This window comes from Hymenobacter gelipurpurascens (assembly GCF_900187375.1).
Classification (GTDB): Bacteria; Bacteroidota; Bacteroidia; order Cytophagales; family Hymenobacteraceae; genus Hymenobacter; species Hymenobacter gelipurpurascens.
Genome location: NZ_FYEW01000001.1, coordinates 1,345,799 through 1,363,621 on the forward strand (window position 1 = coordinate 1,345,799; position 17,823 = coordinate 1,363,621).

The 17,823-nt window shown below is 54.9% G+C and carries 13 protein-coding genes; 5 read left to right on the forward strand and 8 right to left on the reverse strand.

The genetic code is table 11. From position 1 onward, the window contains the following. The first annotated feature begins 202 nt into the window (after nt 1–202). The 3 genes from CFT68_RS05710 to CFT68_RS05720 all read left to right on the forward strand — a co-directional run bounded on the left by CFT68_RS05710 (nt 203) and on the right by CFT68_RS05720 (nt 3,372). Entirely contained in the window at nt 203–931 is a 729-nt protein-coding gene (locus CFT68_RS05710; RefSeq protein ID WP_088842434.1) for a DUF4290 domain-containing protein, read from the forward strand. Between the two features lie 90 nt (nt 932–1,021). Then, on the forward strand, nt 1,022–2,326 hold the full coding sequence (gene murA, locus CFT68_RS05715; protein WP_088842435.1) for a UDP-N-acetylglucosamine 1-carboxyvinyltransferase: 1,305 nt from the start codon (nt 1,022–1,024) through the stop codon (nt 2,324–2,326). Nucleotides 2,327–2,463: 137 nt separating this feature from the next. After that, complete coding sequence (locus tag CFT68_RS05720; RefSeq protein ID WP_088842436.1) at nt 2,464–3,372, forward strand: DUF4349 domain-containing protein; 909 nt, start codon at nt 2,464–2,466, stop codon at nt 3,370–3,372. A gap of 62 nt (nt 3,373–3,434) precedes the next feature. On the opposite strand, the gene CFT68_RS05725 is transcribed toward CFT68_RS05720, so the two are convergent. The 8 genes from CFT68_RS05725 to CFT68_RS05760 form a co-directional block, all read right to left on the reverse strand. Continuing rightward, nucleotides 3,435–3,770 carry a phage holin family protein gene (locus CFT68_RS05725; protein WP_088842437.1) on the reverse strand — a complete coding sequence of 112 codons (336 nt, stop codon included), beginning with the start codon at nt 3,768–3,770 and terminating at the stop codon, nt 3,435–3,437. 92 nt (nt 3,771–3,862) lie between these two features. Next, nucleotides 3,863–4,957, reverse strand: coding sequence for an agmatinase family protein (locus CFT68_RS05730; protein WP_088842438.1), 1,095 nt, complete (start codon nt 4,955–4,957; stop codon nt 3,863–3,865). A 132-nt stretch (nt 4,958–5,089) separates the two neighbouring features. After that, nucleotides 5,090–5,725, reverse strand: coding sequence for a chemotaxis protein CheC (locus CFT68_RS05735; protein WP_245815285.1), 636 nt, complete (start codon nt 5,723–5,725; stop codon nt 5,090–5,092). A gap of 64 nt (nt 5,726–5,789) precedes the next feature. Then, nucleotides 5,790–7,421 (reverse strand): chemotaxis protein CheA, encoded by a 1,632-nt coding sequence (locus CFT68_RS05740; protein ID WP_088842440.1) that lies wholly within the window; start codon nt 7,419–7,421, stop codon nt 5,790–5,792. Beyond that, nucleotides 7,418–8,500 carry a chemotaxis protein CheB gene (locus CFT68_RS05745; RefSeq protein ID WP_141106462.1) on the reverse strand — a complete coding sequence of 361 codons (1,083 nt, stop codon included), beginning with the start codon at nt 8,498–8,500 and terminating at the stop codon, nt 7,418–7,420. The genes CFT68_RS05740 and CFT68_RS05745 overlap by 4 nt, the downstream gene beginning before the upstream one ends. 66 nt (nt 8,501–8,566) lie before the next feature. Further along, entirely contained in the window at nt 8,567–8,950 is a 384-nt protein-coding gene (locus CFT68_RS05750; protein WP_088842442.1) for a response regulator, read from the reverse strand. Nucleotides 8,951–9,002: 52 nt separating this feature from the next. Then, complete coding sequence (locus CFT68_RS05755) at nt 9,003–9,530, reverse strand: chemotaxis protein CheW (protein WP_088842443.1); 528 nt, start codon at nt 9,528–9,530, stop codon at nt 9,003–9,005. Nucleotides 9,531–9,612: 82 nt separating this feature from the next. Continuing rightward, on the reverse strand, nt 9,613–13,863 hold the full coding sequence (locus CFT68_RS05760) for a methyl-accepting chemotaxis protein (RefSeq protein ID WP_245815286.1): 4,251 nt from the start codon (nt 13,861–13,863) through the stop codon (nt 9,613–9,615). A gap of 444 nt (nt 13,864–14,307) precedes the next feature. Here CFT68_RS05760 and topA point away from each other — a divergent pair, with 444 nt between their 5' ends. Together topA and CFT68_RS05770 are read left to right on the forward strand one after the other, a co-directional pair. Further along, nucleotides 14,308–16,791, forward strand: coding sequence for a type I DNA topoisomerase (gene topA / locus CFT68_RS05765; RefSeq protein WP_088842444.1), 2,484 nt, complete (start codon nt 14,308–14,310; stop codon nt 16,789–16,791). A gap of 154 nt (nt 16,792–16,945) precedes the next feature. Continuing rightward, nucleotides 16,946–17,803 carry a DUF4846 domain-containing protein gene (locus CFT68_RS05770; protein ID WP_170934705.1) on the forward strand — a complete coding sequence of 286 codons (858 nt, stop codon included), beginning with the start codon at nt 16,946–16,948 and terminating at the stop codon, nt 17,801–17,803. Nucleotides 17,804–17,823 lie beyond the last annotated feature (20 nt).

Consider the following 17,823-nt stretch of genomic DNA (forward strand, 5'->3'; position numbering starts at 1 on the left):
AACAAGCGCTAGGCCACTCTCAGGTGGCCTAGCGCTTGTTTTCTTGCTTGGTAAGTAGGATAAAGGCTGAGCAAGTCTTAAAAATTATCCAATTTCACCTTTCCAACTCAGCCTTTGCCGACTGCTCCGCAAGAGAAAGAGGCCTAGGGCTGAGGTTTGGCGTATATTTGTCTGGCAGCATTCGTCTGTCTACTGCTTTCCTATGACTCTTCCTTCTCTTCATAAACACGAACTCCTCCAGCGTGAGTACGGCCAGAGCACGTTTCAGCTCGTCCAGCAGCTCCGTGATGTAGAGGACCGCGCCGAGCGCACGCGCCGGGCGCAGCAAATCGTGCAGCTTATCTTCCGGATTCAGCCCAGTCTCCGCGACCAGCCCGAAAGCCAGCAAAAGGTGTGGAATCACATCTTCGAAATGGCCGATGGCGAGCTGGATGTGGACAGCCCATTCCCGCTGGCCGCTCCTGCTAACCAAACTAAGCCGGCTCGGGTGGCCTACCCCAGCAAAGGCCCCAAACTGCGCGCTTATGGCCGGGCCGTGGAGCAACTCATAGCGCAGGCCATTACGCTCGAAGACCCTACGGAGCGCGAGCAGGCTACCATCGTGATTGGCCGCACAATGAAGTTCCTGTACCGTTCCCATAACAAGGAAAACGCCAAGGACGTCACGATTCTGAAGCACCTCAAGGAGCTTTCCGGTGGGCAGCTCACCCTTGACCCAGAACAGGTGGATGCGCAGAATTTGTTTGAGTTTCTCACCGTGCCGACCTCCCCAGCTGGCTCTGGCCGGCAGGCATCCTTCGTCGTGTCGCAGCCGCGCCAGGACCGGGATATACGGCGGGGCAGTTCCGGCGGCAACAATAACCGGCGCGACAAGCAGCAGCGCCGTGGCGGCAAAAAAGGCCGCCAGGAACCACAACAACCTCCTCAGTAATTTTCTTAAGAAACTAGCAGTCATAGGCTGGAATAAGCGTAGCCGCAAAAATTCCAGCTTCTGGCTTCTAGCTTCTAACTTCTCTCCTACATGGCCTCTTTTGAAGTAATCGGCGGTAAAGCGCTGAAAGGCGAAATCGTGCCCCAGGGCGCTAAGAACGAAGCTCTCCAGATTTTGTGCGCGGTGTTGCTCACCGATGAGCCCGTCACGATCAGCAACATTCCCGAAATCCGCGACGTCAATAAGCTCATTGAGTTGCTGCGCGACATGGGTGTAAAAGTTGGTAAGCTCTCGCCAGATACATACCGCTTCCAGGCTGATGCCGTAAACCTGGACTACCTCGACACTCCCGAGTTTGTGGCGCAAGGTCGCGCTTTGCGGGGTTCTGTTATGATTCTGGGGCCCATGCTGGCGCGCTTCGGCAAGTGTCAGTTGCCCAAGCCCGGCGGCGACAAAATCGGCCGGCGGCCCCTTGACACGCACTTTGTAGGCCTGGAAAAACTGGGTGGTAAGCTCACCCTGGAAGGCAAAGACTTCTACCGCATCAGCACCGAAGGGCGCCTGCACGGCGCCTATATGCTCCTTGACGAAGCCTCCGTTACGGGCACCGCAAACATTGTGATGGGCGCGGTTCTGGCCGAAGGCATCACCACCATTTACAATGCCGCCTGCGAGCCTTATCTGCAGCAGCTTTGCAAAATGCTGGTGCGCATGGGTGCGAAAATCAATGGCATCGGTTCCAACCTGCTCACTATTGAAGGTGTGGAGCGCCTGGGTGGCACGGAGCACCGCATGCTGCCCGACATGATCGAAATCGGCTCCTTTATTGGCCTAGCCGCCATGACGGGTTCGGAAATTACCATCAAGGATTGCCAGATTCAGGAGCTGGGCCTGATTCCGGACACGTTCCGCAAGCTTGGCATTCAGCTGGAATTCCGCGGCGACGATATCTTCGTGCCCGCTCAGGAGCACTACGAAATTGCCACGTACCTCGACGGCAGCATCCTGACCATTTCCGACCATACCTGGCCTGGCCTCACGCCTGACCTGCTGAGCGTACTGCTGGTAGTAGCCACGCAAGCCAAAGGCACAGTGCTCATTCACCAGAAGATGTTTGAGTCGCGTCTGTTCTTCGTGGATAAGCTCATCGATATGGGGGCCCAAATCATTCTCTGCGACCCGCACCGCGCCACCGTTATTGGCCTCGACCAGCGCAACCAGCTGCACGGCATTACCATGACCTCGCCGGATATTCGGGCAGGTGTGGCCCTGCTTATCGCGGCACTTTCAGCCGATGGCCGCAGCGTAATTGAGAACGTGGAGCAGATTGACCGCGGTTATCAGTACATCGATAAGCGTCTGACGGCGCTGGGTGCTCAGATCCGACGCCTCTAAACCTGGCCTAGACCTACTAAAAAGCCCGACTTCCTCCGAAGTCGGGCTTTTTTGTCTCTATACTAGTTATCCTATATGTCCCGTTCATATTCCAGATAGCATTAGCGGGGCCGATCCACTCTCTACTTTATACGCCCATGAAAAGCACCATCTTATTCCTCTGTATCAGTGGTTTGCTCACGCTAGGCTCATGCGAGAAGCAACAAGAGCCCAATGCAGCATCGGATAAACAACTAAAGGTTAACGAGTTGATGGAAGCTCCGTCGATGGACGCAGCGGCGCTTGCGGCCCCTGCTGCTCCTACACCTCCTGAGGCACCTCAGCCTGGCTTACCCACTGATGGAACTCTTCCGACGGCCGCTCCTGCTTCAACCCGGAAGATCATCTATCATGCCGATGTTCGGGTGAAAGTGGCCGACCTGATCCGCGCCAACTCCCGCATGGACAGCCTGACGAAAGCATATGGGGCTTACATCTCGGACGCCTCGGAGGAGCGGGAGGAAGGCAAGTGGGAGCATCAAATGAAAATCAGGGTTGCGCCAGGGCGGTTTCAGTCCCTACTCCATAGCCTCAATGGGCTGGGCGCGCTAGAGTCTAAAACCCTTAGCACCGATGATGTAACGTCCGTACATGCCGATGTATCGGCACGGCTGCTTACCAAGCGAGCCGTTGAGCATCGCTACGTGGCGCTCCTAACCAAGGCCAAGAAGATTGAGGACATTCTGGCCATCGAGGAAAAGATTGGAGAAGTGCGTGAGGAAATCGAATCGACCGAAAGCCGGCTCAAAACCCTCAACGACCAAGTCACCTATTCTACCATCACGCTAACCTATTATCAGGTGCTGGCTCTGAATACGCCCGATGCCCCTATTCTCTCCTTCAGCAGCCGGTTTGCACAGGCGTTCTTTAATGGCTGGGAGCTCCTTACGGGCCTCGTGCTGGCGCTTGTAACCGCGTGGCCCCTGCTGGTTCTTGGTACTGCTGCTGTAGTACTTATACGGGCCTGGCGCCATCGGCGCAGAGCCTCGTTACAAGAAGAGGCCTAGCCTCAACAAAAAGCCCCAGCTGCCATGGCAGCTGGGGCTTTTTGCTATAGGTCAGTGTGGCGTTAATCCACAATCATATCGACTACCGATGTTACTAGCGAAAGAACTACGCTGAAAATCAGGGCTGATATAAAGCCGTCAATTTCAAAGCCGGTGAGCAAGTAGCTGGCCAGCATCACGATAAGAGCGTTGATGACAAACAGAAACAGGCCTAGCGTGAGAATGGTGATGGGGAGGCCGATAATTTTTAGAATCGGCTTCACTACCGCATTCAAAATGGCCAGCACAACTACCAGGATAATGGCATCGCCAAAACCGCCAATATGTGAGCCGGGGAGAAACTTGGCCAGCACATACGTAATGATGGCCGAGAGCAGGAACTTGAGAATAAATCCCATGAGTAGTGTAGGGTTGGAGTGAGGAGAGAGATGCTAGGCCACTCTAGGCCTAGCACCCGATACGCAAAAACGCTCCTGACGTTGGGCCTCCCCTATTTCTCTACCGCTTTAGCCTTCAGCCGGCCTTGCGAAACGCCCATCCAGTTGGCCATATGATACAGCAGGCGGGCACCTACGATGGCGTTCCATTCGGTATCACCGGGTGCTACCTCGTTCAGGTCGCAGCCGATGATGGTACGGCCCGAATGTACTACCATACGCAGCAGGTACAGTGCCTGCTCAAACTCTAGGCCACCTGGTACAGGGGTGCCGGTGCCGGGGCACAGCTTGGGGTCGAGGCCGTCAATATCAAAGCTGAGGTACACTTTTTGGGGCAGCTGGGCAATGATCTTTTTGCACTCCTTCTTCCATGATTTGCCACCAAGCATTTCAGCCTGCAGAAAGCGGTCGGCAAACAGGGCTACGCGGCCATTGCTTTGCTCGATGTACTCAGCTTCCTGCTGGCAGTAGTCGCGGATACCTACTTGCACCAGCTTCTTCACCTGCGGCAGCTTCAGGGCATTGTACATGATGGACGCGTGCGAAAACTCAAAGCCTTCGTAGGCCGGGCGCAAGTCACAGTGCGCATCAATCTGCAGAATGCCGAATTCCTCGTGACGCTCAGCCAGCGCGTGCATGTAGCCCAGGGGCGTGCTATGGTCGCCGCCCAGTACTACTACCCCTTTACCGGCATCCAGCAACGCGCCGGTTTTAGCCTTGAGCCATTCCAGCAGGGCCTGACCCTGTAGGCCTATCCGAGCGGGCACAGGTGAGAATTTCTTGTGCCCTTCCTCGGGCTCACCATCTTCCAACCACCCAATATACTCTTCCGCAATGGGGCGCAGCTCCAGGCTCTGGGCTGCAATCTGCTCATCGGGCTCTTCCATGGCCAGGCCCATACGCCACGCATCGGGCAGGTCTGGGTCGTAGAGGTCAACCTGCAACGAGGCCTCCCGGATGGCGGCAGGTCCTTCAGCCGTTCCGGCACGGTACGACACGGTAACTTCCCATGGAACGGGCACTACTACTACTTGGGCCTCTTCGGGCGTGAACGGTAACCCGAACAAGCCGCCAGCAGTGTCGCCGAGGGCGTTGGGGTCGAAATGAGCAAGTTTCTGCTCTAATGAGGATGTTGTTGAGCCAGCCATGTGAGAGGAGAGGTTGAAAGGAAAATCAGGAAAACACCAAGGCCCCCGCTTAGCTACGACACAGCTTCAGTAGCTCTGTCCCAGCCCCGGAGGCCACGGCGACGCGAACAGGCCGAGAGGCCTGCAAAAGGACTAATCGGCCTGCTGGCCACCCATAAAATCATAGGTGCGGATAATGTCGAGAATCTTCTCAAACGTATCCCGATCGAAGAAAATCATGAGCGGCAACTCCACCGAGTTTGCCTTATCCGAGAACTGCGTGATAACCGAGAAAATCAGCGGCTGCACCATCGGGCGGTCCGACATCAGAATTTGCAGGGCCTTCGTCATGTCCCCTTTCGGATGCACAGGCGGAGCACCGTATATACTGGCTTTCAATATATTAGCCAACTGCGTCACCAGCGCACCGGTAATAATATTGCTGATTTCCAGCAGCAGGGACTCCTGCATATCATCAATATGAACGGAATCGGAAGTCGTCATCCGCAAACACACGCGCGAAAGGCGCTGCACATGCTGGCCGGAAAAGAACATGAGCGTTGTGCCATTGAAATCTCCCCGGATATCTGACTGAATGATAACATGCTGCTGCTGCAGCTCGCTAACTTTCTCCAGAATTGTGCTCCCCGATACGATATTGAGGTTAGGAACTTCGAGGAGCACCTTTTCCTGGGCAATAACCGCGAACGAATCGGCGGCGCGAGCCAGCCCGATGTTCAGGATTTCGCGGATAATGTCCCGCTCCAGTTCCGTCATGTGCAAATCCATAGGAGTCATTCAGTTGGTGAGGCTACTGGCCTAGGCCAGTAGTTGGAGGTCTTCGTGTCGTTGGTTAAGGTCGTCGGGCTAAAAACAGACGGGTAAGGGCCGGTACATCAAGTACCAAACACACTTGCCCACTGCCTAGTAGCGTAACGCCACCAAACAAATCAATGGTATCCAGCGGCTTGCTCATGGGCTTAATCACGATGTCCTGCTGACGCAGGAACCGATCAACGATAAGGCCCAGCTTACGGTTGCTGTAATTCACGATAATAATATCCTGGCGGCCGTGTAAGTCTGCTTTGTTAGCAGCCGGCAGCGGCCCGTCGCCGTTGTGCAATAAGCGGCGCAAGGGCACCACGGGCACATTTTCTTCTTGTACGCGCGCCAGCAACATACCGCCCACTACGTGGAAATCGTCTGGCTGCAACGAAACCACCGAATCGGTGTGCATGAGCGGAATGGCATAGTTGCGGTCTTCCAGTACAAATAGCAAAGCACCCTTTACGGCGATGGACGTCGGCAGCACCAAGGTAAAGGTTGTGCCCTGGCCTAGCACCGAGTCAACCCGAAGCTGCCCGCCGAGCGAGTCAATAGCCAGTTTCACGACATCAAGACCGACGCCCCTTCCCGAAATTTCGGTTACTTCCTTGGCCATCGAAAAGCCGGGCTCAAAGAGAAACGCCTGCACGGCCTCATCTGAGAGAGTAGCTGCCACATCGGCCCCTACCAGGCCGCGCTCAATGGCCTTGCGGCGCACACTATTTACATTGATTCCGCGGCCGTCATCAATTACCTGAATCAACACATCATCCCGCTCTGCCTGCGCAGAGAGGGTCAGATGCCCTTGGGCAGGCTTGCCGGAAGCTTCACGCTCGGCTGGTGTTTCCAAGCCATGGCCAATGGCGTTCCGGACCAAGTGCAGCAAAGCATCCGTGATGATCTGCAGAATGTTACGGTCAATCTGGATATCCTCCCCGACTACGGTCAGCTCCACATCCTTCTGTTCCGCGGCAGACACATCGCGCACCACCCGTGGAAACTTGTTGAAGAGAGATCCAACGCCTACCAGGCGAGCATCCATGACGCTGTACTGCAGATCGTCGGCGATACGTGAGAAGTGCGCCGCCGCCGCTATAAGAGCCGGATTCCCAATTTCCTGACTAAGCGTCAGGACCCGGTCGCGGTCAATTATCAGCTCTCCTACCAGGTTAAGCAAGTGGTCGAGCTTTTTGATCTGGATATATACCAGATCCGAAAGCTCCAGCTTGCGGCCGGCTTCTTCATCGTCTTCTACCGCTTCCTCCAGCACAGGCTCTTCACCCTTCACTAAGCGGTCGAGGTTGTCGAGCAGGCGAACCACATCCGGCAGTTCCTGGTCGGCACCAACGGCCCGCACCATTTCTCCGATGGTATCAATTCCTTTGAACAGAACCGGCACTACGGTCCCAGTGAAGGTCATTTCCTTGCTGCGAATGAGCCCGAAAATGGTTTCCATGTGGTGCGCAACCTCCCCGATGGGAATAAAGCCCATAGCCCGGGCATTCGATTTGAGGTTGTGCATGAGCCGGAAGAGCTCATTCAGGGCGGGCTCATCCGTTGGATTGCGCTCCAGCTCACTGATATGGCGGCTCATGGCGTCGTAATACTCGAGCGCCTCCGACATGAATATTTCCCGGTATTCCTGCTCCCTCGACTTCATGAGTGCAAAGTTTGAGGAGTAGCAGAAAACAGGCCTAGATGCCTAAGTGGCCTAGAGGCTACATGTCGTACCAAAAACCCAGCTACATCGTGCAGCGGCAATACTGCATTGGCCAGCCCCGCTTCAATAACCGATTTGGGCATGCTAAACACAGCAGAAGAAGCTTCATCCTGAGCTATTACCACCCCACCCTGCTCCCGAATATGACGGGCCCCACTGGTGCCATCATGGCCTAGGCCAGTCAGGACTATGCCCACCACATTGCGCCCAACCGTTCGGGCCACTGATTGCATGAGAATATCCACGGAGGGTACATCCAGGCTGGTTTCGCTCACAAAATCAGTTTGCCAACCCAGCCAGGGATACATTGCGCCTACTTTGATGATGCTATTTGTGCCACCAGGTGCCACCAGCACTTTTCCTGCTTCCAGCGCGCTGCCTTTAGTAGCTGCCGCAACCGGAAGTGCCGAAACGCGGCGCAGGCGTTCTACCAGCGTATCGGTGAAGGATGCTGGTAAATGCACAGCAACTACAACGGCCCAAGGAAAGTCAACCGGTAACAACCGAAGCACATGTTCTACGGCCGGTGCACCTCCAGTGGAGCCCCCAATAACTACTACCCCACGCGGTGGCAACGGAGCAGCTACAGGGCGCATTCCATCAGTTAAGGGAAGTGCGGCAGTAGGCTTCGGGCGAGCAGCATTTACTTTACGCTTCACCTGGCGGCGCCATTCCATCAACTCGGGTCCATTCTGCGCAGGTGCTGGCTTTATGTAATCATAAACGCCAAAACGGGCTACCTCTCGCAGCATCCCAGGCAAAGGCTGCTGGGTAGTATATAATAATACCGGCCCGTTGTATTGTCTGCGCAGGACTTCAAGCCCCAACAGCTGACTTTCTCCCACTACCACTACTCCTGGTTGCAATAGCCGCGCCTGCCGAGACAGTTCGTCAGAGCCCATAGCGTTGCCTACTACCCGCAAAGCAGGATCGGTATGCAACAGCCGGGTTAGCTCTGCCGCCACAAATGTGGGCAGGTTACCAAGCAATAAGGTAAAAGGAGAAAGAAGATTAAGCACGGAATAGCTACGCGAAGGAACAAGTTGGCTAACAGAAAAATCTGGAAGCCAGGCACTCAAATCAACTTAGGACTGCGCCGCTTCTGAGTCCTGTAGGGCAATGCCCACAATTTCAAGCACCTTTTCCTCTGAGAACGGCTTCACGATGTAAGCCGTGGCACCGCTTTCCAGGGCTTCATTCACAATTACCTCCTGGCCAACTGCTGAGCACATCACCACCTTCACTTCCGGCTGCACCTGCTTGATCCCTTTCAGTACATCTAGGCCAGTATTATCTGGCAGAATAACGTCCAGCGTAATCAGATCGGGCCGGGTTTCTGCAGCCAGATCCAGTGCCTGCTGTCCATTTGCCGCCTCTCCTACTACCTCATAGCCGGCGTCGGTAAGCATATTTTTAAGCATCGTGCGCATGTAAAAGGAGTCATCGACGATGAGGATGCGGTTTTTCATAAAAAGGAAGTAGGTCTGAAGAAAGAGAAGGAAGCTGAACAGTGCGTTAAACTCAGGCTTTTGTACGCGCAGCCGCAGCGGAAGATTCCCCTTTGGGCTGTAACTGCATTATTTCGCTTGGGGTAAGCAGCTTCAGCATATCCAATACCACAATGATGCGGCCATTGGTTTTGGCGATACCTTCAATGTATTTATCATGGATATTGATATCCTGGATAAATTCCGGCGCCTTCTCAATGATGGAAATCGGGATGGAAAGTGGCTGAGGGACTTCCCGTACCATTATTCCAATAGTGTAATCCTTGGCCTCAATGGCCAGGGTATACGTTACGTTTGGCAGTTCTTCACCAACCGGACGAAGCTGAAACCGCTCCTCCAAATCGATGATAGTCACAATATCGCCCCGCAGGTTGGCAATGCCTTTTACGAAGGAGGGTGTCTTCGGCATTCGGGCAATTTCCGGGGTGATGGTCACCTCCTTCACTTGCTCAATCCGAATCCCATACTCTTCCTCGCCCAATCGAAAGACGATAAGTTGAATAAGGGCTTCTTGCTTGGCGTTTTTATCGGCGTCAGCCATACCTAAAACGGGAGAGCGAAGCACCAGACCGCTTTCTTAGAGAAGCAGGTCTGGTATTTCGTCGATACAAATTGAAGTGTGGTTACTTGGCTTTGCTTGCCTTCCGAGGCTTTTCAGCTGTAGCTACTTCCTTGGCAGCTACAACTGGCGCTGTACGGCGGGAAGACTTGCGGGTAGAAGCATTCTCTTTTTCAGGAGTAACAGGGTCCGTTGGCTTCACAGCCGTATTCAGCGCTCTTACACGCCTAGAAGCTGCTTTTGCTGGCCTAGAAGCTTGATCTGCGGCCGCTGGAGCAACTCGCCGAGTCCGCGTAGCAGGTGCTGCCGGAGCGGGAGCCGGGGCAGCTACCGCATTGCGGCGCGTCTGACGACGACGGATGGGCTCTGGCTCCGGCTCGGGTTCTGGCTCCAGATCTTCCATCAACTGGAAGGCCGATAGACCTAGTTGCAGGTCATCTGCAATATCCGTCAGGTTCTGGCTGCTGGTAGTCAGTTCCTGCATAGAAGTGGAGAGCTGCTTGGCTGTGCTGGCCACCTGCTGGGTGCCCGATGCCGTTTGCTCGGCAATAGCTACCACTTCCTCTACATACTTTACTACGTCGCCAATGGAGGTTTTCTGAATCTCCGTTGCCGTCAGAATGTCGCGTGAAGTACGCAGGGTTTCGCCGCTGCTGGTCGCAATGTTCTTAAAGGCCGAGCTGGCCTCGAACGTGGCGTTTTTGCCTTTCAATACCCGGCCTTCCATGGTCGAAATTGCAGTTGCAGCAGAGGTAGTATCCTTTCGAACGTCCTCTACTAGCGTAGCAATTTCGTTGGCCGATTTGCGTGAGCCTTCGGCCAGTTTCCGGATTTCTTCGGCTACTACCGCGAAACCACGACCAGCTTCACCGGCTCGGGCTGCTTCGATGGCGGCGTTCAGAGCCAGCAGGTTGGTCTGGGCCGCAATGTCGGTGATAACGCCCAGCGACTTGCTGATTTCTCCCGACCGTGTGCTTAGTACTTCAATGGTTTTAGAGGTTTGGGCAGCTGCACTGCTGATTTCCTCCATGTTTTTTACCACTTCAGCTACCGTTTTCAGACCGAGCTGCGAGGTTTGCTCACCAAGAATAGCTGCCTTAATACCAACGTCGGCCTTACCAGCCGTTTCTTTGGTGGCCTGCATAATCTCTTCGATCAGCTTGAATGCCTGGTCAGTTTTGAGTGCTTGGTTCTGTGCACCTTCTGCCATTTGCTGCATGGCCAAGGCAACGTCCACGGTTACGCGGCTCATCTCCTGACCTTTTAGCACCATCTCCTCCGACGACTCGCCCACAATCTGCGACGACTCGTTGATTTCGCCGAGCAGCTCGTTGAGGTTGTCTACGGCAAGGTTTAGAGCATTCGACATAGCGAGAATATCACCAGTCGTCTGAATTTCTACTTGCTGCGTCAGGTCACCTTCCGAAATGGCGCGTACCACGCGGCTCACTTCCAGTACTGGCGAGGCAATCGACTCGATCAGAGCGTTAAGGGTGTCTACCAGTTCTTTCCAGGAGCCGCTCACATCACTTACCGAGGCGCGCTCCGTCAGTTTGCCTTCCACGCCAGCAACTTTCGCCACACGGCTAACTTCTACCGCCAGTCGGTTCAGGTCATCCACCATTCGGTTGATGGTTTCGGCCAGGTCCGCTACTTCGCCTTTGGCGTCCAGCGTCAGCTTCTGGGTCAAGTCACCTTGCGATACGGCCGTTACTACTTTCACTAGGCCACGTACCTGCGTGGTAAGGTTGGCCGCCATCGTATTTACGTTGTCGGTCAGGTCCTTCCAAACGCCCGATACGTTAGGCACATTGGCTTGGCCACCCAAGCGGCCTTCCGTACCTACTTCCTGCGCCACGCGGGTTACCTCGCCAGCGAAGATGTTCAGGGAGTCCACCATCCGGTTAATGTTGTCCTTCAGGTCGAGCAACTCGCCTTTAACATCAACTGATACTTTCTGGCTTAGGTCGCCGCGGGCTACGGCGGTAGTTACGTTAGCAATGTCTCGTACCTGAGAGGTAAGTGAGGCTGCCATCGTGTTTACGTTATCCGTCAGGTCTTTCCAGGTACCGCGTACGTTTGGTACTACGGCCTGACCACCGAGGCGGCCTTCCGTACCTACTTCGCGTGCCACGCGGGTTACTTCGTCGCCGAACGTGTTCAGCGAGTCCACCATCTGGTTGAGGTTTTCCTTCAGCTGCAACAGCTCGCCGCGCACGTTTACCGTCACCTTCTGGCTCAAGTCGCCACGAGCTACGGCGGTTGCTACGTTGGCAATGTCTCGCACCTGAGAGGTCAGGTTCGAGGCCATCGTGTTTACGTTATCGGTAAGGTCCTTCCAGGTACCCGATACACTCGGCACATTGGCCTGACCACCCAGAATACCTTCCGTACCTACCTCGCGCGCCACACGGGTTACCTCGCCGGCAAAAATATTGAGCGAGTCCACCATCTGATTCAGGATGTTCTTCAGGTCGAGAATCTCGCCTTTTACATCCACTGTCATCTTCTGGGTCAGGTCACCCTTTGCTACGGCGGTAGCTACGTTGGCAATATCCCGCACCTGAAGCGTCAGGTTCGAGGCCATCGTGTTTACGTTGTCCGTCAGTTCCTTCCAGGTACCACCTACGCGGGGCACGTTGGCTTGGCCGCCTAGCTTACCCTCGGTACCTACTTCGCGGGCCACGCGGGTTACTTCATCACCGAAGATGTTCAGCGAGTCCACCATCTGATTGAGGATGTTCTTCAGCTCCAGGATTTCTCCTTTCACATCAACGGCCATTTTCTGGCTCAGGTCACCGCGGGCTACGGCGGTTGCTACGTTGGCAATATCTCGTACCTGAAGCGTCAGGTTCGAGGCCATGTAGTTTACGTTGTCCGTCAGTTCTTTCCACACGCCGGCCACATTCGGTACGGAGGCTTGGCCACCCAGCTTTCCATCGGTGCCTACCTCAAGTGCCACGCGGGTTACTTCGCCGGCGAACAGGTTCAGCGAGTCCACCATTTGGTTGAGGTTCTGCTTCAATTGTAGCAGCTCGCCCTTTACATCTACCGTAATCTTCTGGCTTAGGTCACCTTTTGCTACGGCAGTAGCCACGTTGGCAATATCTCGCACCTGCAAAGTCAGGTTCGAGGCCATGTAGTTTACGTTGTCCGTCAGTTCTTTCCACACGCCGGCCACATTCGGCACGACTGCCTGGCCGCCAAGGCGGCCTTCGGTGCCTACCTCTTGGGCCACGCGGGTTACTTCGCCGGCGAACAGGTTCAGCGAGTCCACCATTTGGTTCAGGTTCTGCTTGAGTTGCAGCAGCTCGCCCTTTACATCAACCGTGATTTTTTGAGTCAGGTCACCCTTTGCTACGGCGGTAGCTACGTTTGCAATGTCTCGTACCTGAAGCGTCAGGTTCGAGGCCATCGTGTTTACGTTGTCCGTTAGCTGCTTCCATACGCCGCCAACGTTTGGTACAGAGGCCTGGCCACCCAGCTTACCTTCCGTACCTACTTCCTGCGCTACGCGGGTTACCTCACCAGCAAACAGGTTCAGCGAGTCCACCATTTGGTTGAGGTTCTGCTTCAACTGCAGCAGCTCGCCTTTTACATCTACCGTAATCTTCTGGGTCAGGTCACCCTTTGCTACAGCGGTAGCTACGTTGGCAATGTCTCGTACCTGAGAGGTCAGGTTGGAGGCCATGTAGTTTACGTTGTCAGTCAGCTCTTTCCAGATACCGCCTACGTTCGGTACGGAAGCTTGTCCACCTAGCTTACCCTCGGTACCTACTTCCTGGGCCACGCGCGTTACTTCGCCGGCAAACAGGTTGAGGTTGTCAATGGTCTTGTTGATGGTTTCGGCCATCACCTTGAAGTCACCTGACACCGGAATCTGGAAGGTTTCATCCAGGTTTCCTTTGCTGATGTTCTTCAACACCTTGCCTACTTCCAATACAGGAACGGCAATGCTATCCACCAGGCCGTTGATGTTGTTGATCATGTCGCGCCAGAAACCGGCGGCATTATCAGCCGAGGCACGAGCCTTGAGGTTACCCTCAACCCCAGCTACCTTCGATATGCGCGACACCTCTCCTCCTACGCCACCAATCATCTCCACCATGGAGTTGTAGGCCTCTGCTATTTCCGCAAAAATGTCGTCGTTCTGCTTGGTGAGTCGCACCGATACGTCGCCTTTTTTAAAGGCATCGAGGGCGTAGAGCACGCGGTTAAGCTGCTCATTCACATAGTCAGAATCAGCCGAGGACGTTATCTGCGGGCTACTCCCCCGCTTCCGCGTAGAGTTATCCGAGGGCCGAGTGGCAGGCATAGAACCGTTAGTGGACGTAGAGGCGACTGAGTCTAGCGTCTCCGGCATATCGGTTTCCGGAAGATTGTTCTTGGGCATCTTAGCTGAAGCCATAAACGAAGGAGTGGTGGCGAAACCTCTGAGATGAGGCGGTGCACGAACGGAACTACAGGTGGACGAGTTCCAAGACTTACAAAGGTAACAAATACCGTGTTGCAGCGAGCTTTGCCGCAAAAAAGTTGGCTAAAAATATTAACTGCCGCATTCTTAGCTAATTGCCTTCGCAAAGTGGTTGAACCAACTTCCCCCAGTTGCTCCTTATAGTATACCCGCCTACGCATTATTAGCGGACTGCGTGGTTGCGCCGGATTATTCCAGCATCTTTGCGGCAAAATTCAACTTTACGTTGGGCTCGCCGTTTTTACATGAGTACCCACCCAGCGTTAGAAGCATCTGCCTCCTTGTATGGTCAAAAATCTAGTTATAGTAGAGTCTCCGGCAAAGGCCAAAACGATTGAAGGTTATCTGGGCAAAGACTTTATTGTCAAGTCCAGCTTCGGTCACGTGCGGGACTTACCCAAGGATAATAATGCCATCGACATAGCGAATGGCTTTAAGCCTACCTATGTGGTTTCGGCAGACAAGCGGGAGATTATCAGCCAACTGAAAAAGCTGGCTAAGGAAGCCGAGACGGTATGGTTGGCCAGTGACGATGACCGCGAAGGCGAAGCTATTTCGTGGCATCTGTCGGAAACGCTGAACCTCAGCAGCGACAAGACGCGGCGAATTGTGTTCCGGGAAATCACCAAGAATGCTATTCTGCACGCTATTGATACCCCCCGGGAGATTAACCTGGACTTAGTGAATGCCCAGCAGGCCCGCCGGGTACTGGACCGACTGGTAGGCTTCGAGCTGTCGCCGGTGCTATGGAAAAAGGTAAAAGCGGGGCTTTCGGCTGGCCGGGTACAATCAGTAGCGGTGCGGCTGGTAGTGGAGCGTGAGCGGGAAATCAACCAGTTCAAAACTTCCTCTGCGTACCGCGTGGTAGCCAAGTTTGATGCTGGCCGTGGTGCGGTGCTGGAAGCCGAGCTGCCGACCCGCTTTAAGGTGCTGGAAGAAGCAGAAGCTTTCCTGGCCCGTTGCGTAGGCGCTTCCTATTCTATTGAGAACTTAGAGAAGAAACCCGGCAAACGCAGCCCAGCGCCGCCGTTTACTACTTCTACTCTGCAGCAGGAAGCCTCGCGCAAGCTGGGTTTCTCGGTGGCGCAGACCATGAGCGTAGCCCAGAAGCTTTATGAGGCGGGTAAAATCAGTTACATGCGGACGGACTCGGTAAACCTCTCGCAGGATGCCCTGGCCGCCGCTAAAGAAGAAATCAGCCGGGCCTACGGGCCGGAATTCGCGCAAACCCGCCAGTTTAAAACCAAGTCGGCCTCGGCCCAGGAGGCCCACGAAGCCATCAGGCCTACTGACTTTGCCTTGGTGAAAGCCGGGTCTGACTCGCAGGAGCAGCGCCTCTACGACCTTATCCGGAAGCGGGCAATGGCCTCGCAGATGGCCGATGCCGTGATTGAGCGGACGGTGGCATCTATCAGCATCAGCACCCAGCCGGGCACGATGCTCACGGCTACGGGCGAGGTAATCACTTTCGAAGGTTTCCTGAAAGCTTACGCCGAATCTAAGGATGAGGAAGTGCAGGACGAAGCTCCTACCGAATCGACTTTCTCGCGCGGGTTGCCCCCACTGTCCGTAGGCCAGTCGTTGCCGCTGCAACAGTTGCGGGCTACGGAGCGGTTTGCGGCGCCGGCTGCGCGATACACAGAAGCTTCTCTGGTAAAGAAGATGGAGGAAATGGGCATTGGGCGTCCGTCTACATATGCTCCTACCATCAGCACCATCCAGAAGCGTGGCTACGTGGAGAAAGATTCCCGCGAAGGCAAGGAGCGCAAGTTCCATGTGCTAACGCTGGACGGCGACACGGTGAAAACCGAAGTAAAAACCGAAACCTTCGGCGCCGACAAAGCCAAGCTATTCCCGACGGATACGGCCATGGTTGTCAACGACTTCCTGGTAGAGCACTTCCCTGTGATTGTGGACTATCAGTTCACAGCGAAGGTAGAGGACGAGTTTGACCAGATTGCCAACGGCCGCGAAGTGTGGACCGACATGTTATCCGGTTTCTATGGCAAGTTCCACGAAACAGTGGAGCGTGGCCAGGATATTGAGCGCAGCACCCTGGGCAGCACCCGCGAGATAGGCTTACACCCCGAAACCGGGCAGAAGCTAACGGCGCGCCTAGGCCGCTTTGGGCCGTATGTGCAGATAGAGCCGAAGGAAGGTGCCCCGGAAGGCGAAAAGGCTGTGTACGCCAGCTTGCGCAAAGGGCAGTTCATTGAGAATATCACGCTGGAAGAAGCGCTGGAACTCTTCAAGCTGCCACGTATTGTAGGCCAATTTGAGGACAAGGACATGACGGCTGCCCTAGGCCGCTTCGGACCTTACATCCGTCACGACAGCAAGTTCTACTCCCTCACCAAGGAGCAGGACCCGCACACCATCACGGCTCAGGAAGGAGTAGATTTGATTGAGGCTAAGCGCAAATCGGATGCAGAGCGCCTCATCAAAGACTTCCCGACCAACCCGGATGTGCAGGTACTCAATGGCCGTTTCGGCCCTTACATTGTGGTAGGCAAGAAAAACGTGAAGATTCCGAAAGGCGAAGAGCCTGCTGAACTTACGCTGGAACGCTGCCTGGAGCTAGCAGATGCTACCCCAGATAAGCCTGCTAAAGGAGGCCGTTTCGCGAAGAAAGCACCTGCCGCTACAGCCGCTGATACGGCGGATAAGCCCGCCAAAAAAACGGCGGCTAAAAAGCCAGCCGCCAAGAAACCGGCCGCCAAGAAAGCTACGGGCACTACCGCTAAAAAAGCGGCTACGAAAGCGAAGTAGGTTTCCAAATACTACTATTTAACAGCTAGAAAGGCTCTGACCAGTGCGGTTGGAGCCTTTCTAGCTGTTAAGATATCTTGAAATCCATATCTTTATTCAGCTCTATTGCCCTACCCAATTCTTTATGAACTCGGCGTATACTCTATTAAGCATCATGAGCCTTTGCTTTGGCTTAAGTGGTGCTATTACAACCCCTGCCTTACCTGCTGCCCAGCAACTCCCGACCTCAGCCGTAGGCCAGTACCAGTGGCTCCAGAAAGGCCAATACAACCCTAAACAGAGCCTTGCCGCCCGCTTTCCAGCTCCGACGGGCTATGAGCGGGTAGCGGTAACCTCGGGTAGCTTTGGGCAGTGGCTGCGGTATTTGCCTTTGCTGCCGACCGGCTCATCGGTGCACCTGCACAATGGCGAGTTGAAGGACCGCCAGGATGTACACGCGGCCGTATTGAACCTGAATACCGGCTCCCGCGACCTGCAGCAGTGCGCTGATGCCGTGATTCGGTTGCGGGCAGAATATCTATTTAGCCAAGACCCTACACAGGTGCATTTCCATTTGACCAGTGGGCACGATATCCGCTTTCAGGATTGGTATAGCGGCCGCACTTTCCGAGTGGCCGGCGAGCAGGTCCTTCCTGCTTCAAAACCCGCAGAATTGCCCACTCACGCGGTTTTTCGGCGGTATATGGACCAGATTTTCACGTACGCGGGCACATTGTCGTTGAGCAGGGAACTGGTGTCGGTTCCGCTGGCACAGGTGCAGCCCGGCGACGTGCTCATTCGGGGTGGCTCGCCGGGGCATGCCGTGTTGGTGCTGGATGTGGCCCTGCAGCCCAGTATAGGCCGCCGGGTTGCCTTGCTGGCGCAGAGCTATATGCCGGCCCAGCAAATGCACGTCCTGAAGCCCGACTCATTCCAATCTTACGGAGCCTGGTTTGCGCTCGACGCCAGTCAGGAACAGGTATTTACACCTGAGTGGACGTTCAGCCAGAATGAGCTAAAGCGCTTCGAGTAACTGCAGTCTGTAGGCCATTG

Bases quoted from the DNA above. Each gene is read 5' to 3' on its own strand.
- CFT68_RS05710 (WP_088842434.1), top strand. From the start codon at position 203: ATGACTCTTCCTTCTCTTCATAAACACGAACTCCTCCAGCGTGAGTAC.
- murA (WP_088842435.1), top strand. From the start codon at position 1,022: ATGGCCTCTTTTGAAGTAATCGGCGGTAAAGCGCTGAAAGGCGAAATC.
- CFT68_RS05720 (WP_088842436.1), top strand. From the start codon at position 2,464: ATGAAAAGCACCATCTTATTCCTCTGTATCAGTGGTTTGCTCACGCTA.
- CFT68_RS05725 (WP_088842437.1), bottom strand. From the start codon at position 3,770: ATGGGATTTATTCTCAAGTTCCTGCTCTCGGCCATCATTACGTATGTG.
- CFT68_RS05730 (WP_088842438.1), bottom strand. From the start codon at position 4,957: ATGGCTGGCTCAACAACATCCTCATTAGAGCAGAAACTTGCTCATTTC.
- CFT68_RS05735 (WP_245815285.1), bottom strand. From the start codon at position 5,725: ATGGATTTGCACATGACGGAACTGGAGCGGGACATTATCCGCGAAATC.
- CFT68_RS05740 (WP_088842440.1), bottom strand. From the start codon at position 7,421: ATGAAGTCGAGGGAGCAGGAATACCGGGAAATATTCATGTCGGAGGCG.
- CFT68_RS05750 (WP_088842442.1), bottom strand. From the start codon at position 8,950: ATGAAAAACCGCATCCTCATCGTCGATGACTCCTTTTACATGCGCACG.
- CFT68_RS05755 (WP_088842443.1), bottom strand. From the start codon at position 9,530: ATGGCTGACGCCGATAAAAACGCCAAGCAAGAAGCCCTTATTCAACTT.
- CFT68_RS05760 (WP_245815286.1), bottom strand. From the start codon at position 13,863: ATGCCTGCCACTCGGCCCTCGGATAACTCTACGCGGAAGCGGGGGAGT.
- topA (WP_088842444.1), top strand. From the start codon at position 14,308: ATGGTCAAAAATCTAGTTATAGTAGAGTCTCCGGCAAAGGCCAAAACG.
- CFT68_RS05770 (WP_170934705.1), top strand. From the start codon at position 16,946: ATGAGCCTTTGCTTTGGCTTAAGTGGTGCTATTACAACCCCTGCCTTA.